Annotated in this window: 15 protein-coding genes; 9 read left to right on the forward strand and 6 right to left on the reverse strand. The window is 46.0% G+C overall.

Annotated features, from left to right (window positions below):
* Nucleotides 1-141: 141 nt before the first annotated feature.
* From QUA83_RS21220 to QUA83_RS21230, 3 genes are all read right to left on the reverse strand, one after another.
* Entirely contained in the window at nucleotides 142-873 is a 732-nt protein-coding gene (locus QUA83_RS21220; RefSeq protein ID WP_445301797.1) for a cytochrome c biogenesis protein CcdA, read from the reverse strand.
* Between the two features lie 208 nt (nucleotides 874-1,081).
* On the reverse strand, nucleotides 1,082-1,381 hold the full coding sequence (locus tag QUA83_RS21225; RefSeq protein WP_333295625.1) for a hypothetical protein: 300 nt from the start codon (nucleotides 1,379-1,381) through the stop codon (nucleotides 1,082-1,084).
* A 52-nt stretch (nucleotides 1,382-1,433) separates the two neighbouring features.
* A complete protein-coding gene (locus tag QUA83_RS21230) occupies nucleotides 1,434-2,150 on the reverse strand; it encodes a pentapeptide repeat-containing protein (RefSeq protein ID WP_333295627.1) in 717 nt (238 codons plus the stop codon).
* A gap of 765 nt (nucleotides 2,151-2,915) precedes the next feature.
* Here QUA83_RS21230 and QUA83_RS21235 point away from each other — a divergent pair.
* Nucleotides 2,916-3,626 carry a tetratricopeptide repeat protein gene (locus QUA83_RS21235; RefSeq protein WP_333295628.1) on the forward strand — a complete coding sequence of 237 codons (711 nt, stop codon included), beginning with the start codon at nucleotides 2,916-2,918 and terminating at the stop codon, nucleotides 3,624-3,626.
* Nucleotides 3,627-3,778: 152 nt separating this feature from the next.
* Here QUA83_RS21235 and QUA83_RS21240 read toward each other — a convergent pair whose 3' ends face one another.
* Nucleotides 3,779-5,116, reverse strand: coding sequence for a peptidylprolyl isomerase (locus QUA83_RS21240; RefSeq protein ID WP_333295629.1), 1,338 nt, complete (start codon nucleotides 5,114-5,116; stop codon nucleotides 3,779-3,781).
* A gap of 120 nt (nucleotides 5,117-5,236) precedes the next feature.
* On the opposite strand from QUA83_RS21240, the gene QUA83_RS21245 reads away from it, so the two are divergent.
* Entirely contained in the window at nucleotides 5,237-5,788 is a 552-nt protein-coding gene (locus tag QUA83_RS21245) for a peroxiredoxin (protein ID WP_333295631.1), read from the forward strand.
* 343 nt (nucleotides 5,789-6,131) lie between these two features.
* Here the strand turns inward: QUA83_RS21245 and QUA83_RS21250 are convergent, their stop codons facing one another.
* Nucleotides 6,132-6,671, reverse strand: a complete 540-nt coding sequence (locus QUA83_RS21250) for a phosphate-starvation-inducible PsiE family protein (RefSeq protein ID WP_333295632.1) — start codon at nucleotides 6,669-6,671, stop codon at nucleotides 6,132-6,134.
* Between the two features lie 381 nt (nucleotides 6,672-7,052).
* Between QUA83_RS21250 and QUA83_RS21255 the strand changes: the two genes are divergently transcribed.
* Complete coding sequence (locus QUA83_RS21255; RefSeq protein ID WP_333295633.1) at nucleotides 7,053-7,655, forward strand: superoxide dismutase; 603 nt, start codon at nucleotides 7,053-7,055, stop codon at nucleotides 7,653-7,655.
* A gap of 427 nt (nucleotides 7,656-8,082) precedes the next feature.
* Here the strand turns inward: QUA83_RS21255 and QUA83_RS21260 are convergent, their stop codons facing one another.
* The gene (locus QUA83_RS21260; protein WP_333295634.1) at nucleotides 8,083-10,818 is read right to left on the reverse strand and encodes a bifunctional acetate--CoA ligase family protein/GNAT family N-acetyltransferase; all 2,736 of its coding nucleotides are present in this window, start codon (nucleotides 10,816-10,818) and stop codon (nucleotides 8,083-8,085) included.
* A 411-nt stretch (nucleotides 10,819-11,229) separates the two neighbouring features.
* On the opposite strand from QUA83_RS21260, the gene pflB reads away from it, so the two are divergent.
* From pflB to QUA83_RS21290, 6 genes are all read left to right on the forward strand, one after another.
* Nucleotides 11,230-13,458, forward strand: coding sequence for a formate C-acetyltransferase (gene pflB / locus QUA83_RS21265; protein WP_333295636.1), 2,229 nt, complete (start codon nucleotides 11,230-11,232; stop codon nucleotides 13,456-13,458).
* 384 nt (nucleotides 13,459-13,842) lie between these two features.
* Complete coding sequence (gene pflA, locus QUA83_RS21270) at nucleotides 13,843-14,583, forward strand: pyruvate formate-lyase-activating protein (RefSeq protein ID WP_333295638.1); 741 nt, start codon at nucleotides 13,843-13,845, stop codon at nucleotides 14,581-14,583.
* Nucleotides 14,584-14,707: 124 nt separating this feature from the next.
* Entirely contained in the window at nucleotides 14,708-17,338 is a 2,631-nt protein-coding gene (gene adhE, locus QUA83_RS21275) for a bifunctional acetaldehyde-CoA/alcohol dehydrogenase (protein ID WP_333295639.1), read from the forward strand.
* A 227-nt stretch (nucleotides 17,339-17,565) separates the two neighbouring features.
* On the forward strand, nucleotides 17,566-17,859 hold the full coding sequence (gene clpS, locus QUA83_RS21280) for an ATP-dependent Clp protease adapter ClpS (protein ID WP_015178834.1): 294 nt from the start codon (nucleotides 17,566-17,568) through the stop codon (nucleotides 17,857-17,859).
* 133 nt (nucleotides 17,860-17,992) lie between these two features.
* Nucleotides 17,993-18,307: a hypothetical protein gene (locus QUA83_RS21285; protein WP_333295640.1), complete on the forward strand. Its 315-nt coding sequence runs from the start codon at nucleotides 17,993-17,995 to the stop codon at nucleotides 18,305-18,307.
* Nucleotides 18,308-18,507: 200 nt separating this feature from the next.
* Nucleotides 18,508-18,945 (forward strand): MvdC/MvdD family ATP grasp protein, encoded by a 438-nt coding sequence (locus QUA83_RS21290; protein ID WP_333295641.1) that lies wholly within the window; start codon nucleotides 18,508-18,510, stop codon nucleotides 18,943-18,945.
* Nucleotides 18,946-18,986 lie beyond the last annotated feature (41 nt).

The following is an 18,986-nucleotide window of genomic DNA, read 5'->3' on the forward strand; positions in this document are numbered from 1 at the left end:
TAGTTACTGGTTATTTGTGAGTAACACATAATATCAGATTCCGCTTGAATCTCCCCATTCTTTCTTAGTCCGCGGAGGCTGACTTTGTTTGTGTAGTAGCGGTTTCAACCGCCGCTTCAAGCCGAATAATGTCGATTTTAATTAAGCCGGAAGTATCCGGGAAAGCAGAGAGAAAACGCCAAATCCCACTAGCAAAACGCCGCTAACAGGCGTAATCCAACTCGACCACCGACGTAATTCTAACAACTTTTTAATGCTGGCAGTAAAAGTACCTGCTATTATTAGCGGAGCGACGTAGCCAGCAGCGTAAAACAGCAGCAACACACCACCTAAAACTGTATCCCCCGTTTTGGAAACCCAAGCTAAGAGTGTAGCTAACACCGGCGTGCTGCAGGGAGACGCTACTAAACCAAAAGTTAAGCCCAATAAGTACGATCGCACCCCCGCCGGTAAATCTTTCGGAACCCACCCCACAGCGTCGAAAGACGGCAGTTGCAAGGGTAAAGCTTCGAGTAAATTCAGCCCCATTAGAATAGCAATAATGCTGACAATAATTGGCAAACCCAGGCCAATTTTCCCGTAAACTTGTCCGGCAAATGATGCTACAATACCTAAACCCGCAAGGGTGGTGGCTAATCCGAGGGAAAACCACGCAGACTGGGTAGCCGCTTGCAGGCGACTTTTTGCTTCGTATCCACCGATGTAGCCGATCGTGATCGGCAACATTGAAAGCATACAGGGCGTTAAGCTCGTTAGCAACCCTGCCAGAAAGATGACTCCGACGCTGACTAAACTGAGGTTTGTCAGTTGAGTATTTACTAAATTATTAGCAAATTGTGCGAGTTCGTAAAGTTGAGTTTGCAGGGTTTCCATCAGTCGATTTTAGATTTTAGATTTTAGATTTTAGATTGACTTCACAGCCCATCGATTTTAGATTTTAGATTTTAGATTATTAGATTTTAGATTGACTCCACAGCCCATCGATTTTAGATTTTAGATTGACTCTACAGATGAATCTGGGAGTTTAAACTAAATATCTAATATTTTTGCTCTTGACGACTCCTGTCGGGGGCTTGTATCCCTAGGCAGGTGACTTCAGGTTCGGGGCAGTTCTGGCTTTGTTGAAAATTGTAACAGATGCGTGCAGGTTCGGTTTGAGATTTAAGATTTTAGCGAGATTTACTGGTTGGGAGTTAAAAGGTCGATCGCACCCTGGTTTAAATTGATATCTTGACAGCATCCTCAACAAGCTATTGACAATGGGCGCAGCTTGGGAGTTAAAAGGTTGATCGCACCCTGGTTTAAATTGATATCTTGACAGCATCCTCAACAAGCTCTTGGCAACGGGCGCAGCTACACCAGATAATTCATTGACTGCCAAATCAGCCCGAAAGCCTGTTGTTGAAATTATTCAAGCAGACTTTAATTTTACTCTACTCTAAATTAAAGCCACTTTCTTCATTAATAGACCCGTCCGGCATTATTGCCCCTGCCAGCACCGCACCTCTAAGATTTGCTCCCGTTAAAATAGCGCCTTCTAAATTAGCATTGCTCAAATTTGTGACTTGTTTGGAACCTCGGAAAAAGAAGCTGTGCAAGTCAGCACCTGTTAAATTAGTGTCGGCTAAATTAGCATATTGCAAGTCAGCACCGTGCAGCGTCGCATCAGTTAAATTAGCTTCCGTGAGATTGCTTCCCCAAAGTCGAGAATCTAAGACATTAGCATCTTGTAAATTGGCGCGACTCAGATTTGCCAAAGTCAGATTAGCATCCCACAACTTCGTGCAGTTGAAATTAGCTTCGGTCAAATTGGCTCGACTGAGATCCGTGCCTAAAATATCAGCATTTGCTAAATTAGCGCCGGTGAGATCTGCGTCAGAAAGATCCGCATCTTTTAAGTTAGCACCGGACAAATTAGCGCCGCTCAAATTAGCGCCGCTCAAATTGGCTTTTTGGAGATTAGCGCCCCGCAAATCGACAGCGCTCAAATCGCATTGCTTCCACAGAAAGCTGACGCACCAATGATCTTTTAATAGGTGACTCAAATCCTCCGTATTCGCTGCCATCGCAGGAGGAGTTAAGGAGAGAGTGAACAGGACGATCGCCAACACTACAGCGAAGAAAGTTTTCAACCTCATAACTCTTTTCATTGACACTAATTTGTGCCATAAATTATTGATGTCTAATCAAAGCATAGCAAATAATCGGCAACTTTCCTCAGCAAGATTACTCAAAAATATTAGTGTAGTGAAAGGTTAATCAGGGTTGGCGCAGGTACAAACTTAACTCAGCCAGTCTTAGACGGGAGCATCTCACTTTTGCAGTTAAGCTAGAAATTGGAGTTTTAAGGCAGGAGGCAGGAGGCAGGAGGCAGGAGGAAAAAGGAAGAAGGAAAGAGGAAGAAGGAAGGAGCCAGAAGAAGGAAGGAGCCAGAAGAAGTGTTTTTACAAATATGAGATGCTCCCGTCTTAGACGCACTTTGAGCTAGAAACCCGGTTGATTCACAGATGCCTCGCTGCCAAACTAATATTTTCCCTAAAAACATCGTATAAGATAACCGCAAGTTCGATCGGGATTTTGCAGTGCAATATCGCTACAAAGTAATACTTGCTGCAGGCAGTTGCGATCGCTCTCCCAGGGGCATACCTGCCAATAATCCCGGTAGGAACTGCTCAATAGGGGAAGAAAGAAACCGCCAAGCTCGCCTGAAAACCTTATATTTAAAAGGTTGTAGACGCATTTGTTCTGAATTGCGATCGTCATCACTAACTAAGCCCAACTTTCATCACACAAGTCAATGTCCCAGCATCACCAAATCTCATCAAACTTATCACGTTCCTGACACTACGGATATCACTGTCAGTAGCTGAAGTATGGAGGAAAATAAGAGCATACAGTTGAACAACACTTCTCCCATGCCTACTATCCCCCTTCTCCCAACCCAATTAGTTGTCACAACTATTTTCAATTCAATCGAATCTTTGGGATTCACTAATATTGCCGGCGTATTTTCGGGGGATCAAGCTGAATCCCGACAAGAGGAAAATTTAAAAGTTAGTACCAAAAAGTTTTACACTCAGGGTTTAAAAAATCTCAAACAACAAGATTTGCACGGCGCTATTAAAAATTTTACTGCCACAATTAACATTAATCCGCAATTTGCATCAGCTTACAACGATCGCGGTGTGGCCCGCTACAAATTAGGCTACAAGCAATCGGCGATCGAAGATTTAACTACAGCCATCGAACTCAATCCTTACCGAGCCAAGTATTACAGCAATCGTGGGTTTATGCTGACTCGTTTAAAAGATTATACTGCGGCGATCGCAGATTACAACTCGGCACTCCTGCTCAACCCTAATGTAGCTCAATCTTACTTTAACCGAGGTGCTATCCGCATGCAAATGGAGAATTCCCTGGCAGCACTAGCTGATTTTGAGTCAGCAATTCGCCTCGATAGCGATTTTGCTAAAGCTTACTTTAACCGAGGAGTGATTAGATATAAATTGAGAGAGGTTCATGGAGCATTTGAGGATTTTGAAAAGGCGGCAGCGCTTTTTAAGCAGCAGGGGAGAATGGATTCTTATCAAGATGCGGTTTCTAAAATTAGCCAGCTATGGTATTAGTTGAATTTGGGAATTATAAACTTGTAAGCTGGTGTAGCCGAAGTGTTGGGAATTTGGGAATTGGGAATGGGGAAGTTGTACGCTTGCGTAGCCGAAGTATTCGGAATTGGGTAAGGTGCGCGGCCCGGCGCACCCTACACCTATACTTAAAGTTAGCCAATACTCAAGGCGGCGTCTCTGGAAGGCAAGTTATCGGCAACGAAAGCAGTAGAAAAGTTAATTTCAAAAGCAGCATTTTGAACTGCTGCAGGAGTGGCATTTTGAACGACAGCCAAAGTAACTCCTCCAAATTGAATGAGTGTGTTGCTGCCTGATTGGGTGAATGAGGTGTTGGATAAAGGGCTGGTTAAGCCAATACGATCGCCATCTCCCGGCCTAAAATCAAGAATTATATCGCTCGCCCCATCCAACTCCAGATTTTCACCCGTAACCAGAACAAAAGTATCAGTACCGCCACCGCCGGTGAGAGTATCGCTGCCAATATCGCCAAGTAAAACATCGTTACCATCGCCGCCGATTAAAACATCGTTTCCTCTGCCCCCTCGCAAAAAGTCGTTACCAGCATCGCCATTGATAGTATCGTCGCCGAGATTTCCGTTGATAATATCGTTGCCAACACCGCCGCTAATCGAGTCGTTGCCTTTGCCGCCTCTGAGAAAGTCGTCGCCCACTTCGCCAGTGATGGTATCGTTACCTTGGCTGCCATTAATTGCATCATCAGTGGGTGAACCGAGGATGCGATCGTTTGCGCTACCTCCCACTACACCGCTGGGATTTTGCTGAGAGTCTTGGGAAGTTACTTGATAGTTGTTGGGGGTGTTTGACAGTCTGAGGGCTCGCAAAGATAGATTTACGAAATTGGTAGTATTAATTAAATCGTTGAGTACATTAACATCGGTAATGATGCTAGAAACCCGACTGGGAACAATTCCTTGAACAACTTTTGCGGTAGAAATGCGATCGCCCTGCTGCACCGCATTCACCGTTTCAAAACCTCCAATAACATTGCCAAAAACAGCATAACTACCGTCCAAAAATGGCAAATCATCCAAAGCAAAATAAAACTGCGAAGAAGCCGAATCCAAAGCATTAGAACGAGCCATTGCCACCGCCCCGCGAGTGTGCTGCAACTGCGGCGTCTGGGTTACAATTTGGTTGTAAACAGGTTGCGCGGCCCCTTGCGGCTTGATTTCCAAAGGAATAAAACGCGGCTGATTGGTATCCGGGTCAATAAAACTACCCGTTCCCAATTGACTGGCTGGAATTGTCCTATCTCTGCTGCGCGGATCACCTCCTTGCACCACAAAAGGCTCTGGCTGGCGCACAACTCGGTGAAACATCACCCCGTCGTAAATGCCGCGTTCAACTAAGTCAACAAAATTTCCTCCAGTAATCGGGGCATTAGTGCCGTCTACTTCGATCACAACGGGTTGACCGTTAATTACCTGGACTACTATAGCTTTGCCTGTTAACGGGAGTGCAGCGCTCATGGGTAAATTGCTATTTGAGTGAGTGATATTTGGGTTTTAGAAGCAATCCGCGAATTGCCCTTACCCATTTAATCAGAAAACTGTAAACTTGTCTTAAGTACAGTTCTACTTCTAAAATTTATGATGTCCCGTCGCAAGTTTTTTAGCACTTTATTGGCAATTTGTCTAGTTGTTCTAAGTTTCAATTTTGCCACACCTGCATTGGCTCTCGGTGGTAAGCTTCCGGCGGTGAATCAACCAGCACCGGATTTTAGTTTGCCGACAAACAGCGGCGACGGACAAGTGTCCCTGTCCGATTATCGTGGTAAGTGGCTGGTAGTCTATTTTTATCCGAAAGACTTTACTTCGGGATGTACGATCGAAGCGCGGAGATTTCAGGAAGACTTGCCAAAATACTTGGCAAAGAATACTCAAATTATCGGTATTAGCGCTGATGATGTCGATTCCCACGCGGAATTTTGCGATTCGGAAGGTTTGAAGTTTCCGCTGTTAGCTGATACGGATGGTAAAGTGAGTAAAGCTTACGGTTCTTGGATGAGTTTTATCTCGGCGCGACACAGTTTTATTATTGACCCTGAAGGTATTTTGCGCGAAACTTTTGTGAAGATTAATCCGGCGATTCATTCTAAAGAAGTGTTGGCTCGTTTGGCCCAATTGCAGGCTAACGGGTAATACGATTTTAGATTTTAGATTTTAGATTTGAATAATTGGGAATGACTGATGAAGCTTGTCTTTGTAGTTAAGACTACATTCCTCTGTATTTTCAGAGGAATGTAGTCTTAACTGCAAACGTTATCAGGTTGATTTCACCTCACATCTTGCACCATTCTCAATAATCCTTTTTTGGGTGGGCAGGAAAGCCCACCCTACAAGAAAATCTACTCTGTGTGGAACGGGCATCTTGCCCGTTCTTGACAAGGGTGCAACATTTCAGTTTTACGGGAAATCATGGCTGGTAACGTGACAAGCAATATCAGAGTAAATTTAAAATCTAAAATCGCCTGTCATGCCATATTCAATGAGAATTCAACTTGCTATTGGCTGCAACAGATGCGGAAGAAGATTCATTGTCTGAAAAATTTCTCTTTCTGCTAGCCATTCGGCGTTCCGGGTCAATTCCCTCGAAGGTTGGTGGCAACCAAACTCGGACTACCAACAACACTCCCAAAACCAGCAAAAATGCGCCTGTTGATAATATTTGAACCGAGGGAGTTTCCAGCACTCCCCGCACTATCACTTCCCGCAAAACTGATACAATACAAACTTCCACAGCTACGCCGATCGAAACTCTTTTTTCTTGCAAGTAAATAATTAGCAGCCGAAATAATTCCACTAAAACTAATAGAAATAAAATATCTGCCGTGACTTCCTGGAAATTCAAAGGAGGCAGCAGTGAGAAGAACATTTCTCGCAGTTCTAGCACCATGAAACAAAACAAACCAATACATAGGGAAATTACAATTAAGTCTTGGACTGTTTCCAGACCGGTGACGATTAATTGCAAATTCAACCATTGAGGGGGGTTACTCGACGAGTTGTTTAAACGCTTTTCCATTGACATATGCTGCAACTTGTTTGACTTTCTTACAGCTTAATTGAACTTAGGTTAATCTTTGACAATTTACAGGTTTAATCTATTTATCAGTCTCATAAAATTTCGATCGGTTGACAATTTCACACACACTTTTATTTGCCTCCAGGGTGGCTTGACATTTAGTGAGAGTTTATGCTATCTGATGCCTGCAATAAGTAGCTTTGATATCTAAAAAATAGAAGTCTGAATGCTAAAATGCTGCAACTGCTATAAAATAGGAAAATTGTAAAGAATTATTTACCACAGCTTGATAAACTCAAGCTAGTGAGTCTCGGCTTTAATCATACAAAAGCCGGAAAGTCAACCGAAAAACCCAAAGTAATCCAGAGAGGATTGAACACCATGGCATTTGAACTTGCACCATTACCCTTCGCCGCTGACGCCCTAGAACCAGCTCATATGTCGGCCAACACGTTTTCGTTCCACCACGACAAGCACCACGCTGCTTACGTCACCAATCTGAATAAACTGATTGAAGGGACTGAAATGGCAAGCAAATCCCTTGAAGAAATTGTCAAGGAATCTGCTAAAGACCCATCCAAAGCCGGCATTTTCAACAATGCAGGTCAAGTTTGGAACCACAACTTTTTCTGGAATTCTCTCAAACCGGGCGGCGGCGGCACTCCGACAGGAGGTTTAGCTGACAAAATCAACGCTGACTTCGGTAGCTTCGACAAATTCAAAGAAGAATTCAAGACTGCTGCGACAACTCAGTTCGGTAGTGGCTGGGCTTGGCTGGTTGTGGACAACGGCACTTTGAAAGTCACCAAAACAGCTAACGCCGACACCCCGCTAGCACACGGCCAAACTCCGTTGCTGACTTTGGATGTGTGGGAACACGCTTATTATTTGGATTTCCAAAACCGCCGTCCCGACTACATTACCAATTTCTTGGATAATTTGGCTAACTGGGATTTCGCTGCAGCAAATTTGGCTGCGGCTTAGTAGCATCTATCTGAGTTTGAGGACTAAAGTCCTCACTACAAACCTATAAAGTTTGTATAGCAATCCTAAATGATTATACTCGTTACCAGGCTCTGCCTGGTAACGCATATCCGGAGGCTCTGCCTCCATTGTCGCAGCCGAGGCAGAGCCTCTGGACATTGGTTCCCAGGCAGAGCTTGGGAACCAGTTAACCAGTTATTGAAACTGATTTAGGATTGCTATAGTGAGGACTAATATCACATCCGTTAGCATCGGAATAGTAAATTCGAGTTGACTGTTGACGGTTGACTGTTGACTGTGAATCAAAAAACTGAAAATTGCTCTAATATTTGTTGGCAGCTCGATTCAACTCGCTTGGGACGATGAAACGCGGATTTGATATCATTCCGGGGTCGCCGGAATTGATATTATTTAACCAAACTTGCTATTAGCAAACAAATACAGCTTTCAACATTCCTTCGCCTCGGTCTGGTTGGAGTTCAAATCCTAGTTTTTTACACAGGCTCTGCATCTTGTAGTTGCTATTGAGAATGTAGCCAACGATCGCCTCTAATTTCTCTTCCTGACCAATTTGCAGCAGCCGCCTCAATAATTCTGTTCCCAAACCGCGCTGCTGATAGCTATCGCTAACGATGAGGGCAAATTCGGCTTGGTTTGTACCGTGGAGTTTGCTCAGACGCGCTATTCCCAAAACCCGGTGTTCTGAGGTTTCTGGGTCTTGACGATCGGCTACTAACACCATTTCCCGATCGTAGTCAATAAAACAAATCCGGGTCAAACGTTCGTGAGCGATGCGGTGCTTTAACTTTACCATGTGAGCGTAGCGCAAATACACGCTCTCTTCGGAAAGTTCTTCGTGGAACAGCACCATCAGCGGCTCATCTTCTGGACGAATCGGACGGATCGTGAGGGGACGATCGCCATTAGTTGACCAGGTTTGAACGTATTGCGTAGGATAGGGGCGAATCGCGGGTGAAATGGGGTTTTCCGTTGTCTGGAGAACAACACGGGCATCAAGAGCGATCGCACCTTCAGGAGAAACCAGCAGCGGATTAATATCAATCTCGGCAATTTGAGGTTGCTCTACAATCAGTTGACTGAAACGAACTAATAACTGTTCGAGTTGTACCAAGTCAATTGCCGATCGCCCGCGCACTCCTTGCAAAGCTTTATAGATGCGCGTTTGCTCCATCATCCGCCGCGCTAGGGTGGTATTTAAAGGCGGAAGTGCCAGCGATCGATCTTGAAAGACTTCCACTAATTGTCCGCCGGAACCAAACAGCATCACCGGCCCAAATTGTGGGTCAATACTGCTACCCAAAATTAGTTCATAGCCTTCCAAATGCACCATCGGCTGCACTGTCACGCCGAGAAACGCTGCCGGATCGATCGCCCGTACTCGATCGGATATCCCCTCAAAAGCACTAATTACAGCCTTAGCATCGCTTAAATTTAGTTGGACGCCCCCCACCTCAGTTTTGTGAGTAATCGTCTCAGAATGGAGTTTTAGCACCACAGGATAGCCGAGGCGATCGGCAATTTCTACAGCTTCGGCCGCACTCGCTGCAATTTCTGTCGCTACGGTGGGAATGCCGTAAGCTGCCAGCAACTGTTTTGATTCGTACTCGGTTAATAAAGTGCGATTATTTTGGCGGGCGGCAGTCAAAATTTTGGCAGCAGTCGCACACCCGGAAGTCTCGATTTCGCAATCAGCGGGGAGAGATGGCGTTTCGTAGATAGCGCGCAGGTTGTAGCTGTACCGCCACATATAGTTGAATAACCTGACGGCGGTATCGGGATAAGGGAAAGTCGGAATATTTGCCTGATTGAGAATTTGCGTTCCCGCTGACACTTCCACGCCACCCATCCAGCTTGCTAATAAGGGCTTTCCGAGTTTGCTGTAAGACTTGAGTTTTTCTGCGGTTTGGGTGGGATTTGTCATCGCTTGTGGCGTTAGGATGACCAGCAATCCGTCACTATTGGGATCGGGAGCGACCACTTCTAGAGTTTTGGCGTAAAGATCGCTACTAGCATCGCCCAAAATATCGATCGGGTTGTGATGACTCCACTGAGGTGGCAAAAACTCATCAAGCTGCAGCAGCGTCTCCGGTGCCAAATCTGCCAGGGCACCGCCGTCGCTAATTAAGGCATCAGTGGCGATCGCCCCTGGGCCTCCTGCATTGGTGACGATCGATAGGCGGTTGCCCTGCGGTCGCGGTTGCTTGGCCAGAATTTCTGCCATGTCGAACAAATCGGAAATCGTATGTACGCGCAACGCGCCACAGCGGCGGAAAGCAGCGTTAAGCACGTCATCGCTGCCGGTCAAAGCTCCCGTATGGGAAGCGGCGGCTTGGGCGGCGGCGGCGGTACGTCCTACCTTGAGAATGATGATCGGTTTGTCGATCGCCACTGGGCGGGCGGCGGACAGGAACGATCGAGCATCACCCATAGATTCCATGTACAAAACGATACTGTGAGTATGGGGATCGTCCCCGAAATACTCGATCAGATCGCCCCAACCGACATCAAGCATAGAGCCGATCGATACAAAGGCGCTAAAACCGACATTTTCTCCCAAACTCCAGTCTAGGATCGAAGTACAGAGGGCGCCGCTTTGACTGATGAAGGCGACATTACCCGGACGGGCGATCGTACCCGCAAAAGTAGCATTGAGCCCAAGCACAGGATTCATCACGCCGAGGCAATTTGGGCCGATAATCCGCATTCCGCCCCGACGCGCCTCGGCCATAACTTGCTGTTCTAAAGCCTCCCCAGCCGCACCAATCTCTTTAAAGCCAGCAGAAACAATAATTGCTCCTTTCACCCCAGCAGCGATACATTCGCGGATCACTTGTGGCACCCCCGCAGCAGGCGTAGCAATCACCGCCAGATCCACTACTTCCGGGACGCTAGCAATGTCAGGATAAGACTTGAGTCCCAAGACGCTGTGGCGCTGGGGATTCACCGGAAAAACTGTTCCGCCAAACGGATTCCGAATCAAGTTCCACAGGAGAGTTCGTCCGACGCTTCCTTCTCTCTCTGTTGCGCCGATTACAGCCACGGAGCGAGGCCTAAAAATCCGATCGAGCGGATGACGCTGTTCTTTCCAAATATCGTGAGCCGGATCGCTCGCAGTGCTTTGATTTCTTGAATTTATCTGCATAATACCCTACTTCAATTAATCAGCAATTAATATTGCTCTGCTTTCGATAACTACCGCATCCAATCCCAACTCTTTTTTTACTTTTTTTCTGCTTTTTCTTCATCTTCTGCAGGTGTTCGCGGTTCCTGAAAAAAAAAATCTCATTGCGCGTTTCCGACCCGCCCGCCTTTAAACAACAGTTGGGTTGTCAAAGTGTTAGTTCGGGAACCCCTTTGGTCAGAGCTTCCTCAACAATTCACGAGGATGTTCTGCCTACTATCTATCTTAATTCTTCCCCGTAAATTAGCAAGTCAATTTTTGTAACAAATAGCGAACTGGGTATTTAAAATATTGAAATTAAATATATACTAGATGTAGTGGTCGAAGCAGAAAAGATCGATCGCTAACAAAAAATTGAGGTGAAAGCAAGCTATGTTTGCAGAATGGCACGGCTTTACTGAAGGCAACTGGACTAACGAAGTCAACGTTAGAGACTTCATCCAAAAAAATTACACCCCCTATGAAGGGAATGCAGAATTTCTCACAGCAGCAACAGAAAAAACCCAGCAGCTTTGGCAAAAAGTTCTGGAATTAATGAAGCAAGAGCGCGAAAAAGGTGTATTGGATGTTGATACAAAAGTTCCCACATCTATCACGGCTCATGCAGCAGGATACATCGATCGCGACTTAGAACAAATAGTAGGTTTGCAAACCGATCGACCTTTGAAACGCGCGATTATGCCCTTTGGCGGGATTCGCGTGGTCAAGGCAGGTTTAGAAGCTTACGGCTATCAGCTCGATCGGCAAACAGAAGAAATATTTACGAAATATCGCAAAACTCATAACGATGGTGTATTCGATGCTTACACGCGCTCGATGCGTCTGGCGAGACGTTCTGGTATCATCACAGGTTTGCCCGATGCCTACGGACGTGGGCGCATCATCGGTGACTATCGGCGCGTTGCTTTGTACGGTGTCGATCGCCTAATTGATGATAAAAAAACACAGCAAGAATCACTCGAACTAGAGGCGATGGACGAGGGAACAATTCGTTTGCGCGAAGAGTTATCCGAGCAAATTCGGGCATTGTTTGAGTTAAAAGAAATGGCTGCTAGCTACGGCTTTGATATTGGCCGTCCGGCGGCAAATGCACGAGAAGCTGTCCAGTGGGTGTATTTTGGCTACTTGGGAGCAGTGAAAGAACAAAACGGGGCAGCGATGTCTCTCGGCCGCGTATCGACGTTTTTAGACATTTATTTCGAGCGCGATTTGCAAAGTGGCGCGAGTTCAGAACAAGAATTGCAAGAACTGATCGACCATTTTGTGATGAAACTCCGCATGGTGCGGTTTTTGCGAACTCCCGATTATAACGATCTGTTTTCAGGCGATCCAACTTGGGTAACAGAGGCGATCGGCGGTATCAGCGATGACGGTAGAACATTGGTAACTCGTAACAGTTTCCGATTCTTACACACCCTGTCAAACCTCGGTACTGCACCCGAACCAAATCTCACCGTGTTGTGGTCGGAAAACTTGCCGGAAAACTTTAAACAATTCTGTGCGAAGGTCTCCAGCGACACGAGTTCAATTCAGTACGAAAATGACGATTTGATGCGTCCTCAATACGGCGATGATTATGCGATCGCCTGTTGTGTTTCCGCGATGCGAATTGGCAAGCAAATGCAATTTTTTGGCGCGCGAGTTAACTTGGCTAAGACTTTGCTCTATGCGATTAACGGCGGTAAAGACGAGAAGTCCGGCGACCAAATCGCGCCGCAGTTCCCACCGATTACTACCGAATATCTCGATTATGACGAGGTAAGAGCGCGGTTCCACGACATGATGGCGTGGTTGGCAAAAACGTATATCAATACGCTGAATGTCATTCACTACATGCACGACAAATACTGCTACGAACGCCTGGAAATGGCACTGCACGATCGCGATGTTTACCGGACAATGGCCTGCGGAATTGCCGGATTGTCTGTGGTGGCGGACTCGCTCTCGGCGATTAAACACGCTAAAGTTAAGGTGATTCGCAACGAGCAAGGTTTGGCAATAGATTACTCGATCGAAGGAGAATATCCCAAATATGGCAATAATGACGATCGCGTAGACAGTCTGGCCATCGAACTCGTGCAAAGCTTCATGAACGAAATTCGCCAGCACAAAACCTACCGCGGCGCAGTAGCGACTCAATCGGTACTCACAATTACCTCTAACGTAGTTTACGGCAAAAAAACTGGTAGCACTCCCGACGGACGTAAAGCCGGCGAACCCTTTGCTCCCGGTGCTAACCCGATGCACGGCCGAGATTCCTGTGGGGCGATCGCATCCTTATCTTCTGTAGCGAAACTGCCTTACAGTGATTGTCAAGATGGCATATCGAATACTTTTTCGATTCTACCGCAGGCCTTGGGCAGAATGGAGAGCGATCGGACTAATAACCTAGTTAGTCTTATAGACGGCTACTTCCACGATGGCGGCCATCACATCAATGTTAACGCGCTCGATCGGCAAACATTACTAGATGCGATGGAACATCCAGAAAACTATCCCCAGCTAACAATTCGCGTCTCCGGTTATGCGGTCAATTTCATCAAACTTACCCGCGAACAGCAATTAGATGTGATTAAACGGACTTTCCACGAACGTGTCTAAATCCCAGCAGAAAAAACTCGGCGGTTTCAACCGCTTCTTGTCAAACGAAGTCCGAGCTGAGGGGGACTCAAGAAGCGCCTACATAATTGGTTCTGCATAAGTCTTTTTTTGTCTAGTTTCGCTGTTGAACCATGAGGCCAGATCCCCCCTAACCCCCCTTAAGAAGGGGGGAACAAGAGTATTCTTGAATTCCCCCGACTATCTGGGGATTCAAGGGGAACCGTCCACTTCTCAAAGTCAACCCCTACTCCCCTTCTTAAGGGGGATTTAGGGGGATCGAGCCTCAGCAACCAAACGAAAAATCCGCAAGTTTCCAGGCTTAAGTTACCACCGAGATTCCCTCCTCCCTACTCTCAAAATTCCCACCAACAAACAGCAAATTAAATGTCTGGAATTGGTCGCATTCATTCAATCGAAACTTTTGGTACCGTAGACGGCCCCGGAATCCGGTTTATCGTCTTCACCCAAGGCTGTCCGTTACGCTGTCTGTACTGTCACAATCCCGACTGTCGCGATTCCCACGATGGTAAAGAAGTAACCGTCGATTATTTAATCGAGCAAATTACAAAATGTAAATCCTACCTACGGAAAGGAGGCGTTACAGTCAGCGGCGGCGAACCGTTGATGCAGCCGGATTTTGTCAGAGAAATCTTTACCCGCTGTCATCAAATCGGTTTGCATACAGCGCTGGACACATCAGGATTCTGTGTTTTAGAAGTTGCTAAACCTGTTCTGGAAATGACCGATCTGGTTTTATTGGACATCAAATCCTACATTCCCGAACTGTATTACAAAGTCACCAACGTTTCCATCGAGCCTACTTTAGCAATGGCCAAATATCTCAGCGAAATTGGCAAACCGACGTGGATTCGCTTCGTTCTAGTTCCTCACCTCACAGATCACATCGAAAACGTAGAAAAATTAGCGGAGTTTATTGCCAATCTGAACAATGTGGAAAAAGTCGAAGTATTACCATTTCATAAAATGGGAGAATACAAATGGGAGCAATTAAAACTGGATTACGAACTCAAGGATACACCTCCCGCTTCACCGGAACTCGTGCAACAAACAGTTGATATTTTTCGCAGTCGCGGCGTCAATGCGATCGGAGCTAGCGGTATATAATAATTAAAAGACCGCGTTCACAAGTCACAAACAATCTGGAAATTATGGGCGTAGATCTGCGGGTTTTCTACTAATCAAAGATTGAGGCAATAATTTCCCCGAAATAAACATCAGGAAAAATAACATGAAAGTTACCAATTTAGATGAATTAGAAGTGCTAATTCAAAAAGTAAAAGCAGCCCAAGCTGAGTTTGCCACCTACACTCAAGAACAGGTCGATCGCATATTCAAGCAAGCAGCTTTAGCCGCTAATGCCGCCCGCATTCCCTTAGCCAAGGCAGCAGTCAAAGAATCGGGAATGGGAGTCATCGAAGATAAGGCAATCAAAAATCATTTTGCCTCGGAAATGATTTACAACAAATATAAAAACGACAAGACTTGCGGTATCATCGAGTCCGATCGGCATTTTGGCTACGAACGCATTGCCGAACCCGTGGGAGTGCTGGCGGGAATCGTGCCTGTAACTAACCCGACTTCCACCACCATCTTTAAGTCTTTAATCGTTCTCAAGACGAGAAATGGCATTATATTTTCGCCCCATCCCCGCGCCAAATCCTGCACGGCTGCGGCGGCAAAAATCCTCCTCGATGCTGCTGTAGCAGCCGGCGCACCACCGGATATTATTGGGTGGATTGATGAGCCAACTGTGCCACTTTCCCAAGCTTTGATGCAGCACCACGATATCAAACTAATTTTGGCAACTGGCGGGCCGGGAATGGTAAAAGCAGCCTACTCTTCAGGGCATCCGTCCCTCGGTGTCGGCGCAGGAAATACTCCCGCCATCATCGATGAAACCGCCCACATCCAAATGGCTGTCAGCTCAATTTTGCTCAGCAAAACTTTCGACAACGGCACGATTTGTGCTTCGGAACAATCGGTAGTTGTTGTGGATGAGGTGTACGATGCCGTGCAACTGGAATTTATCAAGCGCGGTGCTTATTTCCTCAATGCTGAAGAACGAGAAAAAGTGCGGCAGGTAATCTTAATTGATGGTCGATTGAATGCCGAAATAGTCGGACAATCGGTACAAAAAGTGGCGCAGATTGCGGGTTTTGTAGTGCCGTCAAACATCAGGGTTTTGATTGGAGAAGTGGATGCGGTTGGTAAAGAAGAACCCTTTGCTTGTGAAAAACTTTCGCCGATTCTCGCCATGTATCGCGCCAAGGACTTTACCGAAGCAGTAGACAAAGCTGAAGCGCTGATAATTTTTGGCGGACACGGACATACTTCTGTGCTCTACACCGCTCCGCACAATCAGAAGCACATTCGTTATTTTGAAAGCAAACTAGAGACTTCGCGGGTGCTGATTAATACGCCTTCTTCTCAAGGTGCGATCGGCGATTTGTACAATTTCCGCCTCGATCCCTCCCTTACCCTCGGTTGCGGTAGCTGGGGCGATAATTCGATTTCTGTCAACGTGACACCCCATCACCTGCTGAATATCAAAACCGTAGCAGAAAGGCGCGAGAATATGCTCTGGTTCCGCATTCCTCCTAAGATTTATTTTAAGTCGGGTTGTCTTCCTGTAGCTTTGAGGGATCTTGCAGGTAAGAAACGTGCTTTGATTGTGACGGATAAACCTTTGTTTGAATTGGGATTGACTAAGGAAGTCACAGAGAGTTTGGAAGAAATCGGCATCGATCACTACACATTTTATGATGTGGAACCCGATCCTTCCCTTGCTACTGTTCGCAAAGGTTTAGAAATTTGCAATAGTTTCCATCCAGATGTGATTATTGCTTTTGGTGGTGGCTCGCCGATGGATGCTGCTAAAGTAATGTGGCTGATGTATGAGCATCCAGAAATTGAGTTTGAAGGATTGGCGATGCGGTTTATGGATATTCGCAAGCGGGTATACGAACTGCCGCCTTTGGGTTCAAAGGCAATTATGGTGGCAATTCCAACTACTTCGGGAACGGGTTCGGAAGTCACACCTTTTGCGGTTGTTACGGATGAACGATCGGGGATTAAGTATCCGCTTGCAGATTATGCTCTGACTCCGAGTATGGCGATCGTCGATCCAGAACTTACGCTGAATATGCCCCGGAAACTGACTGCTTACGGCGGCATTGATGCGCTAACCCACGCTTTAGAAGCTTATGTTTCTGTGTTGGCTTCTGAGTATACAAATGGTTTGGCTTTAGAAGCGATTCGTTTGCTGTTTAAATACCTGCCCAGCGCTTACAAAAATGGTGCTAACGATCCGAAAGCGCGGGAGAAAGTACATTATGCTGCTACGATCGCCGGCATGGCATTTGCCAACTCTTTTCTGGGGGTTTGTCACTCAATTGCTCACCAATTAGGTGCAACTTGCCACGTCCCTCACGGTTTAGCGAATGCGCTGATGATTTCCCATGTCATTCGCTACAATGCAACGGATGTTCCGTTCAAACAAGCGATTTTTTCTCAAAACAAGTATCCTAACAGCAAGTGGCGTTATGCTCGAATTGCAGACTATCTGAATTTGGGCGGTGATACAGAAGACGAGAAAGTGGAGAAGTTGATCGCAGCCGTGGAAGATCTGAAGCGTCAGGTAGATATTCCTAGCACGATTCAGGAGGCGATCGCCAGTCAGGGAATGAGTGATGATTTCTTCTTTGCTCGCGTTGAGGAAATGGCCGATCGAGCTTTTGACGATCAGTGTACCGGAGCGAACCCCCGCTATCCGCTGATTGAAGATTTAAAGCAACTTCTGGTGCAAGCGTATTCTGACGGCGACACTTCTGATCTCAATCGAGTGTTAACTTTAGTGTAATCGGCGCGGTGCCATAGATTTCTCCAGAAAAGCCTGTCAATGGGGAGCAGGGTACCTAACCCCTAATCCCCACAGTTTCTGGAGAAGTTTAACGCAGAGCCCGGTGGTAAAAATAAACCCCGAAGCGGATCAAAATACCAAGTAGGGGTTAAAAAAATCTGAAATTGTGTTAAAATTTTAGAGGTAACTATTTTACGAATTTTGTAGTTTTAGTGGCTGTTCGCGCGATGACCTCTTCACCAACCATAGCACCCGTTCGATCGAGTCAAGTTACCCGCAAACCTTATCCCAACTATCGGGTAATAGTCCTCAACGACGATTTCAACACATTTCAGCACGTTGTGGAATGTTTGACGAAATACATTCCAGGGATGACTAGCGATCGAGCTTGGAAACTCGCCAACCAAATCCACCACGAAGGCCAGGCCACCGTCTGGGTTGGCCCGCAAGAGCAAGCAGAACTTTATCATATGCAATTAAGCCGTGCGGGACTGACAATGGCTCCGCTAGAGTCAGCTTAACATTTTTTAACTGACAGTTATAATCAGTTACATTACTTACTTTGAAACGTGCCAAAATGGCAACATCACTTCATCCTCTTGATTTAGATTATGGGTAAACAAGCCTAATCTTTTACTCAAGTAGGATAATTTTATGAATCATCCTTTTGATCTAGATATTGCTGATCTCGAAGCAATTGATTTGGATTTTGAAGAGACGCTAACTGATGAACAGGCCACCCGTATCGGAGGTGGATTAATGGCTACCACTCTAGCTCTAGGTGAAGAAGGTGGTGGTGAGATATACTGTATCTCAGCTCCCTGTCCGGGAAGTGAAGGAGGAGGAGGATTTCCTCCCAAGCCTATTCCCATTGACCCTCCGGTGACCACTCTGGCTATAGGTGAAGAGGGTGGAGGACCTTACACGAAAGCTTGGTTTGAAGGCGGTGGAGGCCCTATTTATTGGTAATCTCATTCGTGCCGACAATGGTAGAGATTCTGCCTAATTCCTGAACTATTCCGATTGTTTCTGTAATCAGACTTTCAAACATTTAGCCTCATTAGAGGTTTTTTCTCAATCTATAAAAAGTTGCAACACTCTCAACAAAAGTGATGCGACTTTTCATATTTGTACTTGATTTTAGCACATTTTTAACTTTCAAATTTCCCATGAACATTTTAATTCTGGGTAATGATTCTGATGCTCATGCTGCTCATATAAAAGATGCTCTCACCCAAGCCGGTGCAGAAGTAGATTATTTAGATACCTATCTGTTTCCCAGACAGTTACGTCTGTCTTGGCAACCTGATACCTTGGTAGGGTGCTTGACGCTACCCGGAGGTCGCCAGTTAAATTTTCAAGATATTCACAGTGTCTTTTGGCGCAATTTTTCCGGTGTTGGCGTTGCACCTTTAAAAGATGCTAATCAACAGCAAGTTGCATTGAACGATTCCATGAGTACAGTGCGATCGCTAATGCAAGCTTGTCCGGCTCGCTGGATTAATTCCTGGCAGGCATACCAATTTCATAAAGAAAAATCCCTACAACTGAGTCTGGCAAAGCAAATAGGAGGGGTGCATCTCAGTTTGGCAAATACATCAAATTGAAAGTTGACCATTGAGATAAGCACAGCGAAGAGCAAGGATAG

This window comes from Microcoleus sp. K1-B1 (assembly GCF_036704705.1).
Classification (GTDB): domain Bacteria; phylum Cyanobacteriota; class Cyanobacteriia; order Cyanobacteriales; family Microcoleaceae; genus Microcoleus.

Bases quoted from the DNA above. Each gene is read 5' to 3' on its own strand.
- QUA83_RS21220 (WP_445301797.1), bottom strand. From the start codon at position 873: ATGGAAACCCTGCAAACTCAACTTTACGAACTCGCACAATTTGCTAAT.
- QUA83_RS21230 (WP_333295627.1), bottom strand. From the start codon at position 2,150: ATGAAAAGAGTTATGAGGTTGAAAACTTTCTTCGCTGTAGTGTTGGCG.
- QUA83_RS21235 (WP_333295628.1), top strand. From the start codon at position 2,916: ATGCCTACTATCCCCCTTCTCCCAACCCAATTAGTTGTCACAACTATT.
- QUA83_RS21240 (WP_333295629.1), bottom strand. From the start codon at position 5,116: ATGAGCGCTGCACTCCCGTTAACAGGCAAAGCTATAGTAGTCCAGGTA.
- QUA83_RS21245 (WP_333295631.1), top strand. From the start codon at position 5,237: ATGATGTCCCGTCGCAAGTTTTTTAGCACTTTATTGGCAATTTGTCTA.
- QUA83_RS21250 (WP_333295632.1), bottom strand. From the start codon at position 6,671: ATGGAAAAGCGTTTAAACAACTCGTCGAGTAACCCCCCTCAATGGTTG.
- QUA83_RS21255 (WP_333295633.1), top strand. From the start codon at position 7,053: ATGGCATTTGAACTTGCACCATTACCCTTCGCCGCTGACGCCCTAGAA.
- QUA83_RS21260 (WP_333295634.1), bottom strand. From the start codon at position 10,818: ATGCAGATAAATTCAAGAAATCAAAGCACTGCGAGCGATCCGGCTCAC.
- pflB (WP_333295636.1), top strand. From the start codon at position 11,230: ATGTTTGCAGAATGGCACGGCTTTACTGAAGGCAACTGGACTAACGAA.
- pflA (WP_333295638.1), top strand. From the start codon at position 13,843: ATGTCTGGAATTGGTCGCATTCATTCAATCGAAACTTTTGGTACCGTA.
- adhE (WP_333295639.1), top strand. From the start codon at position 14,708: ATGAAAGTTACCAATTTAGATGAATTAGAAGTGCTAATTCAAAAAGTA.
- clpS (WP_015178834.1), top strand. From the start codon at position 17,566: ATGACCTCTTCACCAACCATAGCACCCGTTCGATCGAGTCAAGTTACC.
- QUA83_RS21285 (WP_333295640.1), top strand. From the start codon at position 17,993: ATGAATCATCCTTTTGATCTAGATATTGCTGATCTCGAAGCAATTGAT.
- QUA83_RS21290 (WP_333295641.1), top strand. From the start codon at position 18,508: ATGAACATTTTAATTCTGGGTAATGATTCTGATGCTCATGCTGCTCAT.